Raw genomic sequence first — 20,701 nt, 5'->3', positions numbered from 1 at the left:
CGCCATCTGTTAATTTTTCCGCATAGCATGTCAAGGTCACGGCCCGCTACTGCATGAGCGGTGTGATTTTTCACGCATTCACAATAAATTCAACGTCGCATTATTGGAAAATAAAATTTCTTTATTTCTGCGTTGCAGCAAACTGCTGCGCCTGTTCAGGCGGCGTCGGCGTACCAAGCAGCCGACAGAATCGGTGCCGGCCCGGGTGCGCTGCTGTACACCGTCAGTCCATGATCGGCAAGCGCGGGATGCCGCGCGTGTGCGCGCTCGAGAATCTCGCTGGCCAGTGTCGCCATGTGCGCGACATTATCGTGAAGGCGCGCGACGAAGGCCGCATCGTCCAGTCGATCGTGCAGTGCGCGGTTGAGCTCATGGAACCAGTCGATCAGGTATTGGTCGAGCAAGCGACCCTCGATCACCACGGCGTCTTGCGCGCGGTTGGCCGCGCCCCAATTGCGTAGCAATGCCTGCACGCCAAGATTGAGCGCACGTGCTTGCTCGAACGCGGGGCGCAATTGGCCCAGCACCGCCACGTTGGTGGTGCGGCCGGAGCAGTACAGCGGTGCCAGCAGCGACCAGTAGTAGGTGTAGTCCCAGATCACCTTGACCGGCATGACCTGCGCGTCGCCGAACAGCGGGTACTGGTCTTGGTATAGGGTCAGGGTGTTCTCGTAGAAAGAGAAATACAGTTGCTGATAAAGCGTGGCATAGGGCGCGATGTTGCGCCCGTCGCGCTCCAGCGCGATGAGTTCGCAGATGTAGGTGTTGGAGATGGCGATGAAGTCGTTGCCCGGCGAGTAGAACGGGTCCAGGAACACGCCGGCTTCGCCGGTCAGCGCCCAACGCTGGGCCGAAAATACGTGTTTGCAGCCGTAGGAAAAGTCGCGCAGGAACATGAAATCCTGCACCGCGTATGCGCTGTGCTCCAGCGTGCGCGCGATCTGCGGCTGATGTGTGCGCAGCCAGGCCATGGCCTTGTCGTGGCTGTTCATCGTTTCCAGCGGATGCAGGGTTGCATCGCAGACGATACCCAGCGAATGCGCGCCTGAAGACAGCGGGATCATCCAGAACCAGTAGCCTGGGCCGCACATGTGATTGGTCGAGCGCCAGCGGTCCGGCGGCGTGCAGCGCTGCAGCCAGGCGTTGTCCTGCGACCAGGCATTCGGGTCGATGTGTCCATCTACCCGCCACCACACGGCGTTGGCGCGGTGTGCGTTGTCCTGCGCCAGACCCAGTTTGCGTTTGAGTAGGCCGGCGCGGCCGCTGGCGTCGACCACCCAGCGTGCATGCAGCGCGGCCTCGACGCCATCACGCGCGTAGCGCACGCAGTGATTGCCATCGTCGTCGGCCAGGTCGATCCCGCGCACCGTGCTGGCGTCGAGGAACTCCACGCCCAGCGCGCGCGCGCGCGTACCAAGGAAGTTCTCGAAGCGGCCGCGGTCGATCTGCCACGATGGCGTCGGCAGCAACTGGCTCACGCCCAGTTCGGTGCAGCGGTCCAGATCCTCGCGTCGGTCGGAGAAAAAGAAACGGAAGCCGAACTTGCGGATCTGCTCGGCATCGAGGTGTTCGCGCAGGCCCAGTACCTCGGCGAAGTAGTGCGCACCGATTTCCACCGAGGACTCGCCGACCTTGAACGCTGCCTCGCGCACCGGATGCGCGTGCCGTTCCAGCACACTGATGCGCAGCTCCGGTACGCGCTGGCGCAGTTGTAAGGCCAGGGTCAGTCCGGCCAGTCCGCCACCGACGATCACCACGTCCGCGCAGCGTTCGTTCATGTCGTCGATTCCTTTCCGGAAGCCATGGAGAGTGCGGCGCCGCCGCTATCCGCGTCGTCGATCACCACAGGGTTGGCGCGGGCGCGGCGGTATTCGCGCACCACGTGGCCGTATTGCCACACCTGTACGACCACGTGCGAAGTGATCTTCCACAGATCGCGCACCAAGCGGAAATGGCTCTTACGGAACGTGCCGGGAGTTTGCTGGGCGTAGCGCGTCTCGATCGGCACCGCCACCACCCGCGCCCCGGCCTGACGCGCGGCGGAGATCAACAGTTGTGCCTCGAACACGAAGCCCTCGCCGGGCACATCGTGCAGGGTGTAGACCGAATGCGGATAGAGACGCTGCCCGCTCTGGCTGTCGACCAGGCGGAAGCCGCAGCCCCAGGCGATGCCCCAGTCGCCGAAATCGTTACCGAGGCGGCGAATGGCCGGTTGGCTGGCGCGTTTGCGCAGGCGTGCGCCGACGATCACGCAGCCGGGATGGCGGTTGGCGGCGGCCAGTAGGCGTGGGAAGTCGCTGGCGCTGTGTTGGCCATCGCCGTCCATGGTCATTACCGCGCGCGCGCCCTGACGTTGCGCCTCTGCGAAACCGCTGCGCAGCGCTGCGCCCTTGCCGAGGCGCTGCGGATGGCGGATCAACGTCACCGGCAGGCCGGCGAGGCAGTCGCTGGTGCCGTCGTCGGAGCCGTCGTCGACCACGATCACGCGCGGGCAATGCGCCAGCGCGTCGCTGACCACCTCGTGGATACGCAGTGCTTCGTTCAGCGCCGGGATCAGGATGGCGGCATCGGCGTCGTTCAATGGGGCCCTACTCATGCGGGCAGATCCACTTGCAGGCAGCGACCGCCGCCTGCGTCGAGCATGCAGCCGGTCGCGCCAACGGCCAACGCGTCGAACAGGGGCAGCATCGGTGCCATTGCGTTGGCTGCGGCATGCCGTGCCAGCGCGCCGTCGCCGGGCACGGCGACGCCGTCGCGCAGGTGCGCCTGCAGTCGCGGCAGATCGGAGCGGGTCGCGGTGCTGAGCACCAGCGCACCGCCGAGCAGACCCTCGCTGTGCGAGATGCGGCCGAGTACGCCGACCGAGCGGCTGTCGTAGCCGACCAGCAGGACGGCTTCATCTCCAGCCGCCAATTGCGACAGTGCCTCCAGCAAGCCTTGGGCGAAGCTGCCGTGGTGCGCGCTGAGCGCGGTGGTCGCCGTGGTGGCGCCGGCGCCGATGGTCCAGTAACCCGCAGCGGCGTTATGCACCGAGTTGTGGAACTTGGTTGGCGAGATCGACAACGGTTCGCTGGCCAGGGTGGCGCACATGTAATCGGTGATGATCATGTCGCCATGGGTGGAAGTGAATACCGACGGCAACGCGGCCGGGTCGCGACCGGCGTCCTGGCACGCGGCCAGTGCCACCTCCAGCGAAACCGCCACGGTGTCCGGTGCCCGCCGTCGCTCGTTCGGCGCCAGTAGTTGCGGCGATGGCCGCGCTGGCGTTTCCAGCGGTGCCTTGGCGCCGCGCGCGAATGCCTGTGCCGCCGCCCACGAGGGCAGGCCTGGCATCCAGAAGCCGACACCTTCGATCGCCGCTTTCAACATGGGCGTGTTCATGGGCGACCAAACAGCAGCGAACAGTTGTTGCCGCCGAAGCCGAAGGAGTTGTTCATCGCGTAACGGACCTGTGCGTGGGCGGTATCGAAGCGAATCTGTGGGCCGCACACGGGATCGGGCATGGCGCTGTTGAGAGTACCGGGAAGCAGGCCATCGCGCAGTGCGAGTAGCGCGAAGACCGAGTCGACGATGCCGGCGGCGCCCAGCGTATGCCCGGTCCAGGCCTTGGTGGAACTGGCGTGCAGGGTGGCTGGGAACACCGCTGCCACCGCTGCCGCCTCGACGCTATCGTTGGCCTGGGTCGCGGTGCCATGCAGGTTGAGATAGCCAACCTCGGCCGGGTCTACGCCTGCGCGCTGGAGTGCGCCGCGCATCGCCAGACGCGCGCCCAACCCTTGCGGATGCGGGCTGGACATGTGGTGCGCGTCGCTGGATTCGCCGTAGCCGCACAACAACGCCAGCGCTGGCGGTGCGTCGACGGCGTCGTTGCGTTCCAGCAACGCGTAACCGCCGGCCTCGCCCAGCGACAAGCCGACCCGACGCATGTCGAATGGTCGACATGGCTCCGGCGACACCAATTGCAGTGCGTTGAAACCGAACAGCACACTGCCGCACAGCGTGTCCACGCCGCCGACCAGGGCCGCATCGACGACGCCGTTGGCGATCAGCCGTGCGGCCTGGGCGAACACTTTGGCGCTGGAGGAGCAGGCGGTGGCCACGGTGATGCATGGGCCGCGCAAGCCGGTGGCGCGGCGCACGAAATCGCCCAGCGAATGCGGGGTATGCACGATCGGCTGGTTCAGGTCCTCCGGAAAGCGTGGACCTTGCGCGTCGTACTCGAGCCGGGTGTAGGCCTCCTCGCTTGCGCCGATGCTGGAGGTGGACGTCCCCATCACCACTGCAACGCGCTCGGCGCCGTGCCGATGCGCGGCATCGGCCACCACTGCGGCCATGCCGTCCTGTTGCATGGCCAACCAGGCTAGACGGTTATTGCGGCTTTCCGCATAGGCGAGCGCTGGCGGCAGCGCGGCGCGTTCCAGCGCATCCACCCGACCGATCCAGCATGGCAGCGGTTGCGTGCCGAAATCGTTGCGGCGCAGACCGCTGCGGCCCTCGCGCAAGGCGCTGGCCTGGGCCTGGACTCCGCTGCCGAGCGCGGTGGTCGCGGTGTACGCGCGGATGGCGACGGGAGCCATCCGGGGCCACTGGTGCGCTTCGGTCACGCGATCATCCAGAAATGAAGGTCAAGCGTCCAAGTATGGCCTATATCGGCGCTTCCGATGCCATCGTTGCCGTGCGCCGTCCAGGCGAAGGTGAATAGGTACCCGCATGGAATCTGTTCAGTGCCGTGCTGGCGTGCGCTTTCGCCGCTGGCACATTTCCTCCACAATCACTGGCATTTCCACGCCGGGCGCACGCCACGGGCATGCAAGCCTACGTCTATAAAAGCCAACGTAAACCGGACACCTACCTTTATCTCGCCGCGCGCGACGACTTCGGTTGTCTGCCGCCGACACTGCTGGCTACGCTGCACCCGCTAACGTTCGTGCTCGAAGTGGCACTTAGCGCCGAGCGCACGCTGGCCCGCGCCGATCCGGTCGCAGTGCGCGCGAACCTCTCCGGTTGCGGCTTCCATCTGCAATTGCCGCCGCGTCCGGACGGCCTGATCGATCGACACGATGACTGAATCCTTTTTCCGCACGCGCGCGCCGATGCTTGCCGCCGCGCTGGGAGCCCTGCTGGCTCTGGCTGCCGGGGTTGGCCCGTTCGCAGCCTTGCTGGGCGGATGGCTGGCGCAACCGGCCTTCGCACTGGCGGTGTCCTGGCATCGCGGCAGCCGTTCGCGCCCGACCAGCCTGAAGGCGTTGGCCGCGACCGTGACGCCATTGCTGGTGCTATGGGCCGGTGGTCTGGCCGTGGTTGCGTTGCTGGTGGCCTGGCCACTGGCCGCATTGCGCGATAGCGGCAGCTTGACTGCGGCGTTGGCGCTGAGCGTGGCGGCCAGTGCGGTCCTGCTCGGACTATGGCGCATCTGGCCGCTATGGCACGGCTGCGAATGCACTGACGGCTCTCTGCGGCCTCGCTGGCATGCGTTGGTGCAGCAAGATGTGCAGGCTTGGCGCGGTCTGGGGGTGGCCGGGTTGGTGTTGGCATTGGCCGGCCTCGGCGTACTGATGGCGTGGCCTGGCTTACTGGTGACCACCACACGCTGGCCGCTGGCGTTGGCCTACGCGATGCTGTCGCCACTGCTGCATGCTGCTTTGCAGCGGGTGGCGCCGCCACAGGTGCTGGCGCCAGTGCCGTCCTCGGCCGACCTGTTCGCCGAATTCAGTGCCGCCGTGCCGCGCATGGACGAACCCGCGCCGCCGCAGGAGCAATTGCACGTGGCGCTGTACGATGCGGCGCGCAGCGGCCGGGTGGATCGGGCGTTGCAGTTGCTGCAGGCCGGGGGCGATCCGCATGCGCTGCCGGCCGCGGACTGGCGCGACCAGCGTAGTTTGCCGGTGCTGGCCGCGGTGTTGCCGGACCTGCGCCTGTTGCGCGACTTGATCGTGCGTGGAGTGGACGTCAACCGTCCGCACCTGGGCATGACCCCGCTGTTGGCCGCCACCCGCGACAGTTGGCACGGTCGCCCCGAGGCGGTGATGACCTTGCTCGCCAACGGCGCCGATCCGCGTGCTAGCGATAGCGATGGCAATACTCCGTTGCATCACGCTGCACGCAGTTCCGATCCGGGCGTGGCCGCGCTGTTGCGCGATGCTGCCGCCGAACTGGATGTGCCCAATCGCGATGGTCTGACCCCGCTGGCGGTGGCCTGTCAGGTCGGCAACTGGAGGATGGGCAAATTCCTGCTCGAGCGTGGGGCCAAGCCCGAGCCACCCGACGCCAGCCCGGTGTTGCTGGCCGCAGCCGGAACCGAGGAGGACGATCCGGCCGGTGTGCAACTGTTGCTTAAACACAAGGCGCGGGTGGACGCACGTGACCACCAGCAGCGCCGCAGTGCACTGCACGAGGCGGCGCAGGCCGGGCATGTGGAAATCGTCCAGGCGCTGCTCGGCGCCGGCGCCAACCTGGAAGCGCGCGATGCGCTGGGCCGTACCCCGTGGCTGGAAGCCGCACGTCATGGTCGCGTCGCGGTGCTGGAACGGCTGCTGCCGCACAAGCCCGATGTGCACGCGGTCGATGGTGACGGCCGCAACGCGCTGTTGTTGGCTTGCACCGCCGATCAGGTGTCGCCGGACTTGATCCGACGCCTGCGGGAGCTAGGCGTATCGGCTGCACAGCCCGACCACGCGGGTCGTCGTGCGGTGGACGTGGCCGCCGAGGCGGGACGCTGGGCGATCGTCTCTGCGCTGGACCCTGACTATCCATTGCCGGCCGCGGTCAGCGATGGTCAGGGCGAGATCGGCAGTGCCGGTTTGCCCGACCGAGCGCCGCTGGAACTGCTGCGCGAAGGCCTACAACTGGGCCAGCCAGGTGACGGGCTGGCCGCGCTGGCGCGGCTGTGTGCGGTGGAGGAGTTGGGCACCCTGCTGCACGATAAAGATGTGGCGCTGAAACCGCGCGCGGTGGATTGGCTGCTGGCGCATGGTGCTGCGCCGGAGGTGCTCGATGCTGACGGTGACACGCCGATGTTCGCGCTGCTTGCGCGCGGTGTGGAAGCCTTGCCTAGCCTGCAGGTGCTGCTGCGCAATGGAGTGTCGCCTGCTGGCCGAGGTGGCTTGACACGCCTGCTCGCTGCTTGCGCCCAGCATGACCATGCTTCGCGCGCGCTGGAGCAGTTTGCGTTGGAGTTGCTCGAACGCGGCGCCGATCCGTTCGCGCCGTCGCCTGCCGGTGATCCGCCGTTATCGCTGGCAGTGCGCCTGGGTTGGTTGCGCTTGCAGTTGCACTTGCTTGAGCGCGGTGCCGACCGTGAGGCGCGCGATAGTCATGGCATGACCGCGCTGCATCTGGCAGCAGCGCTGGGCCGAGAGGCCTCGCTGAAACTGCTGATCCAACAGGGCGCTTCGCCGGAGGCGCGAGCCGCCGACGGCCAGACTCCCCTGGGCGTGGCCCTGGCCAGTGGCCGACGCGATTTGGCCGTTTGGCTGGACTGGCGGATCTGGCCGTTGCCGCTGCGTCCGCTGCGCGAAGCCGATGTGCCCGCAGCGGCGATGGTAGGCGATGCCGACGCGATCCGCCGCCTGATCGACCTGGGCCTGCCGGTGGACGCCGTGGACGCGCAGGGTTGTACCGCACTGCTGCGCGCTGCCGGCGGTGGCCATGCCGCAGCGTTGGATCTGCTGTTGGCGCGCGGTGCCAATCTGCACCATGCTGCGGCCAGCGGCGTCACCCCGTTGTCCGCGGCGGTGAGCATGCGTCAGGTCGGCATCGTCTCTGCATTGCTGCAAGCCGGTGCGCAGATCGAGCATCGCCTGCCTGGTGGCGTCACCGTGCTGATGCTGGCTTGTGCGCTGGGGTTGCCGGATATCGCCGCGCGCCTGCTGGCCGCCGGTGCCGATGTGCATGCCAGCGACGCACAGCAACGTACGCCTTTACACTGCGCGACGCTGTACGCCTTCAGCGCACGCGACAAGTCGCGCTTGCTGGCGCTGCTGGATACCCTGCTGCTGGCCGGTGCCGAAGCCGATCGCGGTTCCGCTGACGGGGTGACGCCGCTGTTGTCGCTGCTGGGTTCGCGCGCCGAACCTGGCACCGCTTGCGAAGAACTGGTGGTGTTGGCAGGTGTGGAGCGACTGCTCGATGAGGAGGTGAGCCTCGATGTGCAGGACGCGCACGGTTTCGGCCCGCTGCATTTGGCGGCCTTGCATGGGTTGCCGCTGTTGGTGCAGCGCCTGTTGCGCGCCGGCGCCGATCCGGATCTGCGCGACACCTTGAACCGCACTGCGCGCGAAATCGCGGTGATGCGCGGCTTCGTCGATGTTGCCGGTCAATTTCAGCCTGCGTTGCCGGGCGTGTCCTCGATGGCCCGGTTCCTGCGCGAAACGCGCTGAGCAGGTCCCTCCTGCGATGCGGCGCCAACACCGCCGTTGCCATGCTCTGTGCTGCGCTAACCCGGCGCATGTGCTGCCCGATCAGCAGCCTGCGCAGGGCAATGCGACGCGGTGTTGCTCCACCCCGTGTTGTGCCTGCATGATCCGATCGGCAAACAGGACACTCCTCCATGCGTGATGCCAATCCAATCACCCCACCATGCCTGATCGTGGTATTCGGCGCACGCGGCGACCTGACCCGGCGTTTGGTGCTGCCGGCGTTGTACAACCTGCGTCGCAGCGGTGCGCTGCCCGAGCAGTTCGCGGTGATCGGCGTGGATCATGGACAGGTCGGTGAAGCGGGCTGGCGGCGCATGCTTGGCGACGCCCTGCGTGCCTTGATGGCCGAGCGCGATGTCGAGTTCAAGGCCGATGCCGCGCACGAGCAGGCGTGGAGTTGGTTGCGCAGCCGCCTGTACTACCTGCGAGGGGATTTTGCCGACGCCGGCACCTACCGTGCGCTGGGCGAGTTGCTGGAGACGATCGGTGCCCAGCAGCGCAGCGGCGGCAACGTGTTGTTCTACCTGGCCACCGCAGCGCGCTTCTTCGCGCCGGTGATCGAACACCTGGGCGCGGCCGGGCTGGTGCGTCAAGTGGCTGGCGAGGGCTGGCGCCGGGTGATCGTGGAGAAACCGTTCGGCCACGATTTGCGCAGTGCGCAGGAACTCAACGCCATCGTCGGCCGGGTATTGGATGAGGACCAGGTATTCCGCATCGACCACTTCCTGGGCAAGGAGACGGTGCAGAACATCCTCGCGTTCCGCTTTGCCAACGGTCTGTTCGAGCCGGTATGGAACCGCGATCGTATCGATCACGTGCAGATCACCGCCGCCGAGACCATCGGTGTGGAGGGTCGCGGTGGCTTCTACGATCCCACGGGTTGCCTGCGCGACATGGTGCCCAACCATCTGTTCCAACTGCTGGCGATGATCGCGATGGAACCGCCGGCGGCGTTCACTCCGGCGGCGATGTTGCGTCGTCGTGCCGAAGTGATCGAGGCGGTGCGGCCGTTGACGCCGGTGGACGTGGTCCGGGGCCAGTACGCGGCCGGTGCGATCGGGCGCAACGCGGTGCCGGGTTACCGTGAGGAGGATACGGTGTCGCCGGATTCCAACACCGAAACCTACGTGGCGATGAAGTTGCAGGTCGATACCTGGCGTTGGGCCGGAGTACCGTTCTATCTGCGCACTGGCAAGCGCTTGCGCGAGCGCACGACCGAGATCGCCATCCGCTTCAAGCCGGCGCCGTTGGCGCCGCTGCGCAGCGCCGAGATCGGCGGTTACGGCCCGGACTGGCTGGTGCTGCACATCCAGCCCGATGAGGGCATCTCCTTGCAGTTCGACGTCAAGCGTCCGGGCGCGCGGATCAGCCTGGCACCGGTGCGGATGGATTTCCGCTATCGCGATTGGTTTCCCAAGGAATATACGGTTGGTTACGAGCGGCTGCTGCAGGATTGCATGCATGGCGAGGCCGGCTTGTTCCAGGATGCGACCATGGTTGAGGCAGCCTGGCGCATCGTCCAGCCGATTCTCGATACGTGGCAGACTTCGGCCGACGAAGTGGCGCAATATCCTGCCGGTAGCGCCGGTCCGGCGACAGCCGATGCGCTGTTGGCGCTCAATGGCGGGCATAGTTGGCGCGCCCTGACCGCCGGTCGCCGGCCGCCGCCGCGGCGCCCGCCCGACCCTCCCGCCAGCGAGACGTCCTCGCTGACGTCGACGCCGCAGGGTGCGCGAGCCGCGTCTGCGTCAGGCGTGGCCCGCAGGCCGGCCACGCCGGCGCTGGCGTCCGCCGTGCCGGTCGGGAAAGCGGCCAAGCGCGTGCAGGCCAAGGCCGCAAAACGTCCCTCAAGCAAACCGTCCAAGCGCTGAGGGTGGAGCGGCTGCGTGCTTCTGCGCAGCAGGCAAGCGTCTTCAGTGCGAATGCAACACGGCGTCGGTCACGACCTGTGGTAAGTAACGCGCACTCTGTTGGTGCGTCGGAGTCGTGCGCCTTTTTTGTCGGCAGACGCGTCGCCGCCGTGGGAGCGGAAGCACTGGGATCGCGGCGCTTGCGCTTGCCGAGCCACGCATGGCGTCGTTGCTGCGCCAGGATCAGGTGCGTGTTGGCGGCGTGATCGACGTTGTATCGTCTGCGCGTGCTGTGTGTGTGTCTTGCACGTCCGCCTCGAACAACTGCATCAGGTCCGCACGCGCGGCGCGCGCGGTTTGCACCACGGCCGTGTCGTCGTCGTAGACCAGGTGTTGGGCGCGCAGCAATTGTTCGTCGTGTTCGCGGAAGCGGGCGATGCGGTCACGCGCAGTGGCTTGGTCCAGGCCGAGGCCGAGTAGGACCTGTTCGCTCAGTTCCAGGCTGGAGGCAAACACTTCGCGGAACGGCTCGGCACCCAGGTCCATCAGCCGCCAGGCGTGCTGGCGGTTACGCGCGCGTGCCAACACCCTGGCGCTCGGATACAGGCGGCGGATCAGCCGGGTGGTCTTGATGTTGGTTTCCGGGTCGTCCATCGCCACCACGAACAGGCGGATGCTGTCGCTGCCGGCCGCACGCAGCAGATCCGGTCGGCTGGGGTCGCCGTAGTAGAGTTTGTTGCCGAACCGGCGCAAGTCTTCCACGGTGTCCGGGTTGTGTTCCAGCGCCACGAACGGGATGCGCTGCGCGGTCAGCAGCCGCGCTACGACCTGGCCGAACCGACCCATGCCGGCAATCAGCACTTGTGCACGTTGCGCCTCCACTGTGTCGTAGCGGGTTGCCGGTACCGGCGGTGCACGTCTGGCCTTGGCGTCCGTGTCGCCATCGAGCAGACGCTGTATGCCGATCAGCAACAGCGGCGTCAGCGCCATCGAGACGCCGACGACCGCGACCAAGCGCTCGTGACTGGCTTCGTCGAGCAAGCCCACGCGTTGGGCTTCGATCAACACCACGAAGGCGAACTCTCCGCCCAGCCACAGCAGGCTGCCGAGCAGCAGCGCGTTGCGCCATGGCAAGCGCTGCATGCGACCGATGCCGGCGAGCAGGCCGAACTTGACCAGCAGCAGGGTCGCCACTCCGCCGACGATCAACCATGGCTCTGCGGCGATGCGATGCAGGTTGATGCCCATGCCCACGGCGATGAAGAACACGCCTAATAGCAGCCCCTTGAAGGGCTCGATCTGTGCCTCCAGCTCGTGCCGGAACTCCGAATCGGCAAGCAGCACCCCGGCCAGAAATGCGCCCAGGCTCGGGCTCAGTCCGGCCTTCTGCAGGAACCATGCATTGCCCAGGACCACCAGCAGCGCGCTGGCGGTGAAGACCTCGGGCATGCGCGTGCGCGCCACCACGCGGAACAGATGGCGCAGCACGAAGCGGCCGCACAGCACCACCAGCGCCAGTGCGCCGAGCGCTTGTCCCACTTCGGTCCAGGTCAGAGTGTCGTTTTTGGCACCGCCCAGCAACGGCACCGCGGCCAGCAGCGGGATCGCGATCAGGTCCTGGAACAGCAGGATGGCGAAGCCGAGCCGACCGTAGTCGCTATTGAGTGCCTTGCGCTCGGCCAGCAACTGCAGGCCTACCGCAGTGGAGGATAGTGCCAGCGCCATGCCCACCACGAGTGCGCCTTTCCAGTTCATGCCCATGCACAGCAGCAGCACGCCCAGCGGCAAGGCGCTCAGTGCCACTTGTGCGGTGCCGGCGCCGAACACCGCATGCCGCATCACCTTCAACCGCGCCGGCGACAGTTCCAGGCCGATCAGGAACAGCAGCATGACCACTCCGATCTCGGCCGCGTTGAAGATGCGCTGGGTATCCTGCACGAAGCCCAGCCAGTCCGGGCCCAGCACCACGCCCGCGGCCAGATAGGCCAGCACTGCTCCCAGGCCCAGGCGCTTGAATACCGGCACCGCGATCACGGCAGCCAGCAGCAACACCAACGCCAGTTCCAGGCCGCTGCTATGCATGCGTCGTCTCCATCGTCCTATTATGCGACTGTTGATGCGAGCAGCGGCGGATCCGGCTAAGAGTAGCTAAGACATCTGCATATGCGCGCAGGCAGGTGCATCAACCCTGTCCATGCCGATGCTGCCCACGTCGGCGTCAGCCGTGTACCGTGGGGACATCCGCTCGCAGGTCTGCTGCCACCATGAGTACCTATCATTTGCAGTCCGTGTTCCGTCCCGCCGCAGTCGCCGTCGTGGGTGGCAGTCCGCGCGAGCGCTCGGCAGGTCGCGCCGTGGTACGCGGTTTGCGCGCGGCTGGCTTTCCCGGCCAGATCGGCTGGGTCAGTCCACGTTATCGCGAGATCGATGGTGTGCCCACGGTACGCCACCTTGCCGATCTGCCATGGGTGCCGGATCTGCTGGTCATCACGGCGCCGGCGCGGATGGTGCCGCGCATCGTCGCGATCGCGGCACGCCGTGGCGTGGCCTCTGCGATCATCCTGACCGCTGGGCTCGGTAGCGGGCCGGGGTCGGCGGCGGCGCGGGTGGAGCAGGTGGCGCGTGCCAAGGGGCTGCGTGTCCTCGGCCCACACTGCCTGGGCGTGATCGCGCCGCACGCACGGCTCAACGCCAGCATCGCCGCACACTGTCCGCAGCCGGGCGATCTGGCGTTGGTGTCCGAATCCAGCGCCATCGCCGCAGCGCTGGTGGAATGGGGCGTGGCGCGCGCGGTCGGCTTTTCCGCGGTGGTGTCGCTGGGCGATACGCTGGATGTGGATTTCGCCGACCTGCTCGATTATTTCGCCACCGACGAACGCACCCGCGCAATCCTGCTGTACGTCGAGCATATCCGCGACGCACGCAAGTTCATGTCCGCCGCCCGCGCCGCGGCGCGCGCCAAGCCGGTGGTGGTGGTGAAGTCCGGCCGCCTGCTGCGCATCGATCCCGATGCCGACACCCATGTGCAGGCGTTGGCCAGCGCCGATGCGGTCTACGCCGCCGCCTTCGCCCGCGCCGGGTTGCTACGGGTGCGCGCACTGGATGAACTGTTCGCCGCCGCGCAGACCCTGGGTCGGTTGAGCACCTTTCCTGGCCGGCGCCTGGCCATCCTCAGCAATGGCGGTGGTGTCGGTCGTCTGGCGATGGATACGCTGGTTGAGCTTGGTGGCACGCTGGCGGCACTGTCGCCGCAGACCCAGCAGCGGCTACATCAGGCGTTGCCGCAGGAGGAGCCGCATGCCAATCCGGTGGACATTCTGGTGGATGCCGACGGCGAACGTTATGCCGCCGCCATTGCCGCGTTGTTGGACGATGTGGAGAACGATGCGGTGTTGGTGGTCAACGTGCCGACGGCGTTCACTTCTTCTGCGGAGGTGGCGCAGGCGCTGACCCGCATCCTCGATCAGCGTCCGCATCACTATCGCGACAAGCCGGTGTTCGCGGTCTGGCTCGGCAACGAGGCAAGCGCCACCGCCGCGCGTATTCCCACCTACGCCACCGAGGCCGATGCGGTGCGCGGGTTCATGCATCTGGTGCGCTACCGCGAGGCGCAGGCGGCGTTGATGGAAACGCCGCCCAGTCTGCCCGACGATGTCGTCTTCGATGTTGCCGCTGCGCGTGCCATCGTCGATGCCGCGTTGGCCGCTGGGCAGGCGTGGCTGGACCCGCTCGCGACGACGCAGCTACTGGCGGCTTACGGTATTCCCACCGCGCCGGTGGTGCAGGCCGCGAGCGCCGACGCTGCTGCGGAGTTGGCCGGGCCGATGCTCGCGCAGGGCATCGCGGTCGCAGTGAAGATTCATTCGGCCGATATTCCGCACAAGTCCGATGTGGATGGCGTGCGCCTCAATCTGGTCAGCGTGGAGGCGGTGCGCGATGCTGCCGAAGGCATCCTGGCCAGAGCACGCGCCGCACGTCCGGATGCGCGCATCGATGGGGTTTTGGTACAACCGTCGCTGTTGCGACCGAAGGCGCGCGAACTGATCGTCGGGATCGCCGACGACCCGGTCTTCGGTCCGGTGATCGTCTTCGGTCGCGGCGGTACTGCGGTGGAAGTAATCGACGACAAGGCGCTGGCATTGCCACCACTGGACTTGCGCCTGGCCCACGAATTGATCGGCCGCACCCGTGTCAGCCGCATCCTCAAAGCCTACCGCGACGTACCCGCCGCCGACGAGCGCGCAGTGGCGATGGTGTTGGTCAAGCTCGCGCAACTGGCCGTGGATCTGCCGGAGATCCGCGAAGTGGACATTAATCCGTTGCTGGCCGACCGCGACGGCGTGATCGCCGTCGATGCGCGCGTGGCGGTGGCGCCGTCGCGGCGGCTGCACAAGGGGCGTGGCCACCCGCGCTTTGCGATCCTGCCCTATCCCAAGGAATGGGAGCGGCGCATCGTCCTCAACGATGGCGCCGAGGCTTTCGTACGCCCGGTACGTGCGGAGGATGACGCGTTGTTCCGGCGCTTCTTCGCGCGTGTGAGCGAGGAGGATCTACGCTTGCGCTTCTTCCAGGCGTTCAAGCATTTCAGTCACGAATTCATCGCGCGCCTGACCCAGCTCGACTACGCGCGCTCGATCGCGTTGGTGGCGATCGAACCCAGCACGGGCGAGATGCTCGGTGCGGTGCGTCTGCATGCCGATGCCGACTACGGCCACGGCGAATACGCGATTCTGATTCGCTCCGATCTCAAGGGGCATGGCATTGGCTGGCAATTGATGCGGATCATGATCGAATACGCCGGTTGGCTCGGCCTCCAGGTCATCGAGGGCCAAGTCCTGCGTGAGAACCGCACCATGCTGGCGATGTGCCGGCAACTGCACTTCAGTGTCACCGCCGATCCTGACGATCCGATGCTGATGAATGTGATGCTGCCGGTGGGCAAGCGTTGAGGCGTGTCGCGGGAGGATCGCCTCGGTGCACGCGCGCCCTAGCGACGCAGCGCAGCTCCTGCGTGTCTGGTCCAACTTGCGGTGGGTTGGCACAGGCGTTCGATGACGCGTGGTTTGCGCACAGCGCAATGGCACAGTGTGTCACTGCGATGCCGTTCGCGACGGCTCAGTCGTCATGGCTGTCTTCTTCGCGAGTGAACGGTGCCAATCGCAGTTTTACCCGGTGCTCGACCCCGGCGGGACATTGCTCAGGCGCGGGGCCGCGAAAATAGCTGCGTTGCCAGCCTTCGCGGCTGGCCGCCGAATCCGCTTGCGCCAAGTCGTGCAAAAACTGACCACGGCTGTGCATCCACGTTTGGTGTTCGCGCTCCAGTTCCGGCGTCTGCGACAACGGTTGCCAGCGTGGCTGCGTCTGCGTCAGTAGCTGGCGCTGTACCGGGAAAAAGTGGCAGAACGGTTCGCCAGCGTCGAAGCGCACGCGCCCGGGCCGGGTGAACTGCCAGTTCATGGTGAAGGTGTAGGGACTCCAATCGGTTTCGATCAGGCCGGTGAGGCCGGCGATACCGTCCTTGGGCCGATTGACTGGCGCGGTCACGTACAGGTCCACGCCTGGCTCGGTGCGGAACAGGCATGGCACGTGGAAGGTGAGCACGCCATAGCCGAAGTGGCTGACCGCCGGTGCCTGCGTGTCCGCTGACGGATGCACGCGCAGGTCGTCGAGCGCGTTGCCGCCGTTCCAATCGGCCTCGAACGCGGTCTGGCATAGCAGTTCCCAACCGTGCGCGTTGGCGATGTCCAGCGGCAGACAGCGGTAGGCGTAGCGTTCGGCGGTGAGGTCCATCCATGGCCGCTCGCGCGGCGCTGGACGCACGTCGAGCGTGTGGCCGTCGAGAACGTGAGCGGTGAGCTTCATGGCAGCGGCAGGGCGAGGGACGAATGCCGAGTGTGACGCGTCGCCGCCGCGCTGGCGACTGTGGCGGCGCGGCGCGATGGATCAGGCTGCTTCGAATTCCAGCAGCGCGACGCCATCGGCGACCAGCTCGCCTTCGCGGACGCGGTAGCCGTGGACCGTGCCGTCGGTGGGTGCTTGCAGGGTGTGCTCCATTTTCATCGCTTCCAACACCAGCAAGGGCGTGCCACGGGTCACCTGCGTGCCGGGCGCGACCAGCAGTGCGATCACGCGGCCCGGCATCGGCGCGGTCAGTCCTCCGCTGTCGATGGCCGGCTGGTCCGCTTCGGCGATGGGGTCGTGACGTTCGAACAGATAGCCCTGGCCGGCCACGAACAGATGCAATTGGTTGCCAACGAACACGACGTCGGCCTGCATGCGCTGCGTGCCCAGGTGCGCGGTCAGGCGGTCATCGTGCCACTGTCCGGCGACGTCCAGTTCGGTGTTGGTATCGCTGTCGTGCACGCGCCAGCCGTTGGCCTGGGTGCTCAGGCGCAGGCAGCGACGCATTTCGCCATGCTGTAGCGTCAGTTGGCGTGGTGCGGATGCGCCCAGACGCCAGCCATCGCGCAGATCCCAGGGCGAATACGGATCGTCGGGGTGAGCGACTTGCGCGCGCTCTTGCAGTAACCAGGCCAGCGCGGCCAGGTGCCAGATCGCGTCTGCGGTCGGTGTCGCCGTGTCGAACAACGCGGCGTGCTCGCGCTCGATCAGCGCCGTGTCTAGGTCCGCCTGTGCGAATGCCCTGGTCGCGACTAGGCGTTGCAGGAACGCGGCATTGGTCGCGACGCCGACCACCTGGCAGGCGCTCAGTGCCGTCTGCATACGCCTTAGCGCGCCTGCGCGGGTCGTATCCCAGACGATCACCTTGGCGATCATCGGGTCGTAGTGAGGACCGATCACATCGCCTTGCTCGACCCCTGCATCGACACGTGTGTGCGCGTCGGCGGCGGGCAGGCGCAGGTGTCGTAATGTGCCGATGGAGGGCAGGAAGCCGCGTGCCGGGTCTTCCGCGTACAGCCGTGCTTCCAGCGCATGGCCGTGGATCGTCAGTTCGTGCTGGCGCTGCGGCAGCGGTTGGCCAGCCGCCACGCGCAGTTGCCACTCGACCAGATCGGTGCCGGTGATGTATTCGGTGACCGGATGTTCCACTTGTAGTCGGGTGTTCATTTCCATGAAGTAGAACGCGCCGTCGGGGGCGACGATGAACTCCACCGTGCCGGCGCCGACATAGCCGACCGCACGCGCGGCCTCCACCGCGGCTTGGCCCATCGCCGCACGTCGTTCTTCGTGCATGCCCGGTGCCGGTGCTTCTTCCAGCACTTTTTGGTGGCGGCGCTGCACCGAGCAGTCGCGCTCGAACAGGTACACGAATTCACCATGCTGGTCGCCGAATACCTGGATTTCGATGTGGCGCGGCCGTAGCACGTATTTCTCCACGAGCACGTGCGCATTGCCGAACGCTGCTTGTGCTTCGCGCTGGCACGCGACGAGTGCCGTGGCGAAGTCCGCGTTGTGGTCGACTCGGCGCATGCCTTTGCCGCCGCCACCGGCGCTGGCCTTGATCAGTACCGGATAGCCGATGGTATCGGCCTGGGTACGCAGGAATTCCATCTCCTGGCGTTCGCCGTGGTAGCCCGGTGTCAGCGGTACGGCGGCGGCCTGCATCAGCGCCTTGGCGGCACTCTTATCGCCCATCGTGCGGATCGCTGCCGGTGGTGGACCGATGAAGACGATGCCGCGTCTGGCGCAGTCCTCGGCGAACGTCGCGTTCTCGGAGAGGAAGCCGTAACCGGGGTGGATCGCTTGCGCCTCGCAGTGCTGTGCGGCATCGAGGATGCGCTCGCTGTGCAGGTAACTTTCGCGTGGAGGTGCGGCGCCGATGTACACGGCGTCGTCGGCCATGCGGACATGACGAGCGTTACGATCGGCATCGGAATATACGGCCACGGTGGCGATGCCGAATCGGCGACACGTGGCGATCACCCGGCAGGCGATTTCGCCGCGATTGGCGATCAGGATCTTGTCGAACGTCGTCAGGTTGGGCGTTGCCATGGTCAAGTGCCTGGGGCAAGAAGGAGGCGGTGGGGGGACGGAGTCGATAGCCTGCGTGTGGCGATGGTGTGTTGGTGATCAATATGTGTGTTCATGGCGTTGGCATATGCGCAAGTGTCTGCGTGCATATTGGGATTGCCAGCGAGCAGAGTTCGTCGGCAACATTGTTGTTGTTGTTGCTTGTGCTTTTGACGTGCCGGGTTCCCTTCCGAAGCGGTGGCCATGACGGGGGAATACCCCGTAGGGGCGGCGCACAGGGATGTGCGCCGTTCGCGGCAGGGGCACTATGCCCCTTCCGCGAATCCCCGGCATGGACGCGGACCCGGAGCGCGTAGCGCGGAGGGCGCGAGGCAGGGCGTGTTTTCTTTTGGTGACTTTTCTTTGCACGAGCAAAGAAAAGTCACTCGCCGTCAGGCGAAAGCTTTGGCTTTTGTTTTGGCCTTGGCTCTCGCTCTGGCCTGAAGCTTCAAAGCAAAAGCTTCCGCTCACGCGGGTGACTTTTCTTTGCTTGTGCAAAGAAAAGTCACCAAAAGAAAGCACACCCCGCAGCGCGCCTTCCGCGCTACGCGCTCCAGGTTCGCAGTCACGATGGGCATTTTTCGACGGCACATCCATGTGCCGGCGAAAAACGACGCGCATCGTGCGCGTCGCCCTTCGGGTATTCACCCATCGTGGCTGCCGCGCCGAGGGGGCCCGGTCAGTCAAAAGCAAAACAGCAACAGCACAAGCAACAGCATGGCTGGCTCTTGCAGACATGGCCCGGTATGCGACCGCTTTCAGCCACGTTGAAAGGCAAGTCAAGCGCCCTCGCCTGCTCACATCCGAAATACTCCGAACCGACTCGGTTCCACCGGCGCATTCAATGCCGCCGACAACCCCAAGCCCAACACCCGCCGCGTCTGCGCCGGGTCGATGATGCCGTCGTCCCACAGTCGCGCGCTGGCGTAGTAGGGATGGCATTGATGCTCGAACTGCTCGCGGATCGGCGTCTTGAACGCGCGCTCCTCTTCGGCCGACCACTGCCCGCCCTTGGCTTCGATGCCATCGCGGCGCACGGTCGCCAGTACGCTTGCGGCTTGTTCGCCACCCATCACCCCGATCCGCGCGTTCGGCCACATCCACAGGAAATTGGGCGAGTACGCTCGCCCGCACATGCCGTAATTGCCGGCGCCGAACGAGCCGCCGATCACCACGGTGAACTTGGGCACCTTGGCACAAGCCACCGCCATCACCAGCTTGGCGCCATCCTTTGCAATGCCGCCATGCTCGTATTTGCGCCCAACCATGAAGCCAGTAATGTTTTGCAGGAATACCAGCGGAATGCCGCGTTGTGCGCACAACGCAATGAAGTGCGCGCCCTTGAGCGCCGATTCTGAAAACAGGATGCCATTGTTGGCGACAATCCCCACCGGATATCCATGCAGGTGTGCAAAGCCGGTAACCAGGGTGGTGCCGTAGCGTGCCTTGAACTCGTCCAGGCGCGAGCCGTCCACGATTCGCGCGATCACCTCGCGCACATCGAATGGCTTGCGTGGATCGGCTGGAATCACCCCGTACAGTTCTTCGGCCGGATACAGCGGCGGCTCCGGTGCGCGCAGTGCCAGTGCCGGAGTTGGCTTGCGCCAGTTGAGTTGGGCCACGATCGCACGCACGCGTGCCAGTGCCTGCACATCGTTATCGGCGAGATGGTCGGCCACGCCGGAAATACGCGTGTGGATATCGGCACCGCCCAGTTCTTCTGTGCTGACATCTTCGCCCGTGGCGGCTTTCACCAGCGGCGGTCCGCCAAGGAAAATCGTGCCTTGCTCGCGCACGATCACCGTCTCGTCGCTCATCGCCGGCACGTAGGCGCCACCGGCAGTGCATGAGCCCATCACGCAGGCGATCTGGGCGATGCCTTGCGCCGACAGGTTGGCCTGGTTGTAGAAGATGCGGCCGAAGTGGTCGCGGTCGGGAAATACCTCGTCTTGCAACGGTAGGAACGCGCCGCCGGAATCGACCAGATACAGGCAAGGTAGCCGGTTCTGCTGCGCGATCTCCTGCGCGCGCAGATGTTTTTTGACCGTCATCGGGTAGTAGGTGCCGCCCTTGACCGTGGCGTCGTTGGCCACGATCACGCATTCCACGCCGCAGACCTGGCCGATGCCAGCGACCACGCCGGCGCATGGCACTTCATCGTCGTACAGGCCCAGTGCGGCCAACGCTGCGATCTCCAGGAACGCGCTACCGGGATCGAGCAGGGCGTCGATGCGTTCGCGTGCCAGCAGTTTTCCGCGCGCTTGATGCTTGGCGCGTGCGGCCTCGCTGCCGCCCTGCGCGATTCGTGCCTGGGTACGCTGCAGGTCGTCCACAAGCGCGCCTAGCGCGGCGGCATTGGCGGCGAAGCTGTCGCTGCCGGGTTGCAATTGGGTCTGGATCGTAGGCATCGCAGAGACCGTGGAAGAGAGTGGAGGAAAAACCTGTCCTACAGGAACCGTCGGC

The 20,701-nt window shown here is 66.1% G+C and carries 12 protein-coding genes; 4 read left to right on the top strand and 8 right to left on the bottom strand.

The annotated features are described in order from the left end of the window. Window positions 1–155: 155 nt before the first annotated feature. Genes XalbCFBP2523_RS05580 through XalbCFBP2523_RS05565 form a run of 4 tightly spaced genes read right to left on the bottom strand, consistent with a single transcriptional unit; the run spans window position 156 to window position 4,577 of the window. Window positions 156–1,778 carry an NAD(P)/FAD-dependent oxidoreductase gene (locus tag XalbCFBP2523_RS05580; RefSeq protein WP_045765085.1) on the bottom strand — a complete coding sequence of 541 codons (1,623 nt, stop codon included), beginning with the start codon at window positions 1,776–1,778 and terminating at the stop codon, window positions 156–158. After that, window positions 1,775–2,596, bottom strand: a complete 822-nt coding sequence (locus XalbCFBP2523_RS05575) for a glycosyltransferase family 2 protein (RefSeq protein ID WP_045765086.1) — start codon at window positions 2,594–2,596, stop codon at window positions 1,775–1,777. Before XalbCFBP2523_RS05575 ends, XalbCFBP2523_RS05580 begins: the two co-directional genes overlap by 4 nt. Further along, window positions 2,593–3,369, bottom strand: a complete 777-nt coding sequence (locus tag XalbCFBP2523_RS05570; protein ID WP_045766585.1) for a beta-ketoacyl synthase chain length factor — start codon at window positions 3,367–3,369, stop codon at window positions 2,593–2,595. Before XalbCFBP2523_RS05570 ends, XalbCFBP2523_RS05575 begins: the two co-directional genes overlap by 4 nt. Before the next feature lie 8 nt (window positions 3,370–3,377). After that, window positions 3,378–4,577, bottom strand: a complete 1,200-nt coding sequence (locus XalbCFBP2523_RS05565) for a beta-ketoacyl-[acyl-carrier-protein] synthase family protein (protein ID WP_045765087.1) — start codon at window positions 4,575–4,577, stop codon at window positions 3,378–3,380. Between the two features lie 230 nt (window positions 4,578–4,807). Here XalbCFBP2523_RS05565 and XalbCFBP2523_RS05560 point away from each other — a divergent pair, with 230 nt between their 5' ends. The 3 genes from XalbCFBP2523_RS05560 (at window position 4,808) to zwf (ending at window position 10,288) form a co-directional block, all read left to right on the top strand. After that, window positions 4,808–5,068, top strand: coding sequence for a YcgL domain-containing protein (locus XalbCFBP2523_RS05560; protein ID WP_012914706.1), 261 nt, complete (start codon window positions 4,808–4,810; stop codon window positions 5,066–5,068). Then, on the top strand, window positions 5,061–8,378 hold the full coding sequence (locus XalbCFBP2523_RS05555) for an ankyrin repeat domain-containing protein (protein ID WP_045765088.1): 3,318 nt from the start codon (window positions 5,061–5,063) through the stop codon (window positions 8,376–8,378). Before XalbCFBP2523_RS05560 ends, XalbCFBP2523_RS05555 begins: the two co-directional genes overlap by 8 nt. 170 nt (window positions 8,379–8,548) lie before the next feature. Continuing rightward, window positions 8,549–10,288 (top strand): glucose-6-phosphate dehydrogenase, encoded by a 1,740-nt coding sequence (gene zwf, locus XalbCFBP2523_RS05550; RefSeq protein WP_045765089.1) that lies wholly within the window; start codon window positions 8,549–8,551, stop codon window positions 10,286–10,288. 222 nt (window positions 10,289–10,510) lie between these two features. Here the strand turns inward: zwf and XalbCFBP2523_RS05545 are convergent, their stop codons facing one another. After that, the gene (locus tag XalbCFBP2523_RS05545; RefSeq protein ID WP_045757568.1) at window positions 10,511–12,349 is read right to left on the bottom strand and encodes a monovalent cation:proton antiporter-2 (CPA2) family protein; all 1,839 of its coding nucleotides are present in this window, start codon (window positions 12,347–12,349) and stop codon (window positions 10,511–10,513) included. Window positions 12,350–12,531: 182 nt separating this feature from the next. Between XalbCFBP2523_RS05545 and XalbCFBP2523_RS05540 the strand changes: the two genes are divergently transcribed. Further along, entirely contained in the window at window positions 12,532–15,216 is a 2,685-nt protein-coding gene (locus tag XalbCFBP2523_RS05540; protein ID WP_045765090.1) for a bifunctional acetate--CoA ligase family protein/GNAT family N-acetyltransferase, read from the top strand. 166 nt (window positions 15,217–15,382) lie between these two features. On the opposite strand, the gene XalbCFBP2523_RS05535 is transcribed toward XalbCFBP2523_RS05540, so the two are convergent. From XalbCFBP2523_RS05535 to XalbCFBP2523_RS05520, 3 genes are all read right to left on the bottom strand, one after another. Next, window positions 15,383–16,129, bottom strand: coding sequence for a DUF6065 family protein (locus XalbCFBP2523_RS05535; protein ID WP_045765091.1), 747 nt, complete (start codon window positions 16,127–16,129; stop codon window positions 15,383–15,385). 81 nt (window positions 16,130–16,210) lie between these two features. Beyond that, window positions 16,211–18,220: an acetyl/propionyl/methylcrotonyl-CoA carboxylase subunit alpha gene (locus XalbCFBP2523_RS05530; RefSeq protein ID WP_045765092.1), complete on the bottom strand. Its 2,010-nt coding sequence runs from the start codon at window positions 18,218–18,220 to the stop codon at window positions 16,211–16,213. Between the two features lie 815 nt (window positions 18,221–19,035). Further along, entirely contained in the window at window positions 19,036–20,646 is a 1,611-nt protein-coding gene (locus tag XalbCFBP2523_RS05520) for a carboxyl transferase domain-containing protein (protein WP_045765093.1), read from the bottom strand. Window positions 20,647–20,701: the final 55 nt, after the last annotated feature.

Source organism: Xanthomonas albilineans, assembly GCF_002939705.1.
In the GTDB taxonomy this organism is placed as follows: Bacteria; Pseudomonadota; Gammaproteobacteria; order Xanthomonadales; family Xanthomonadaceae; genus Xanthomonas_A; species Xanthomonas_A albilineans.
The sequence above is the reverse complement of the archived record's forward strand: the minus strand, read 5'-3'. Positions and strand labels throughout refer to the sequence as shown.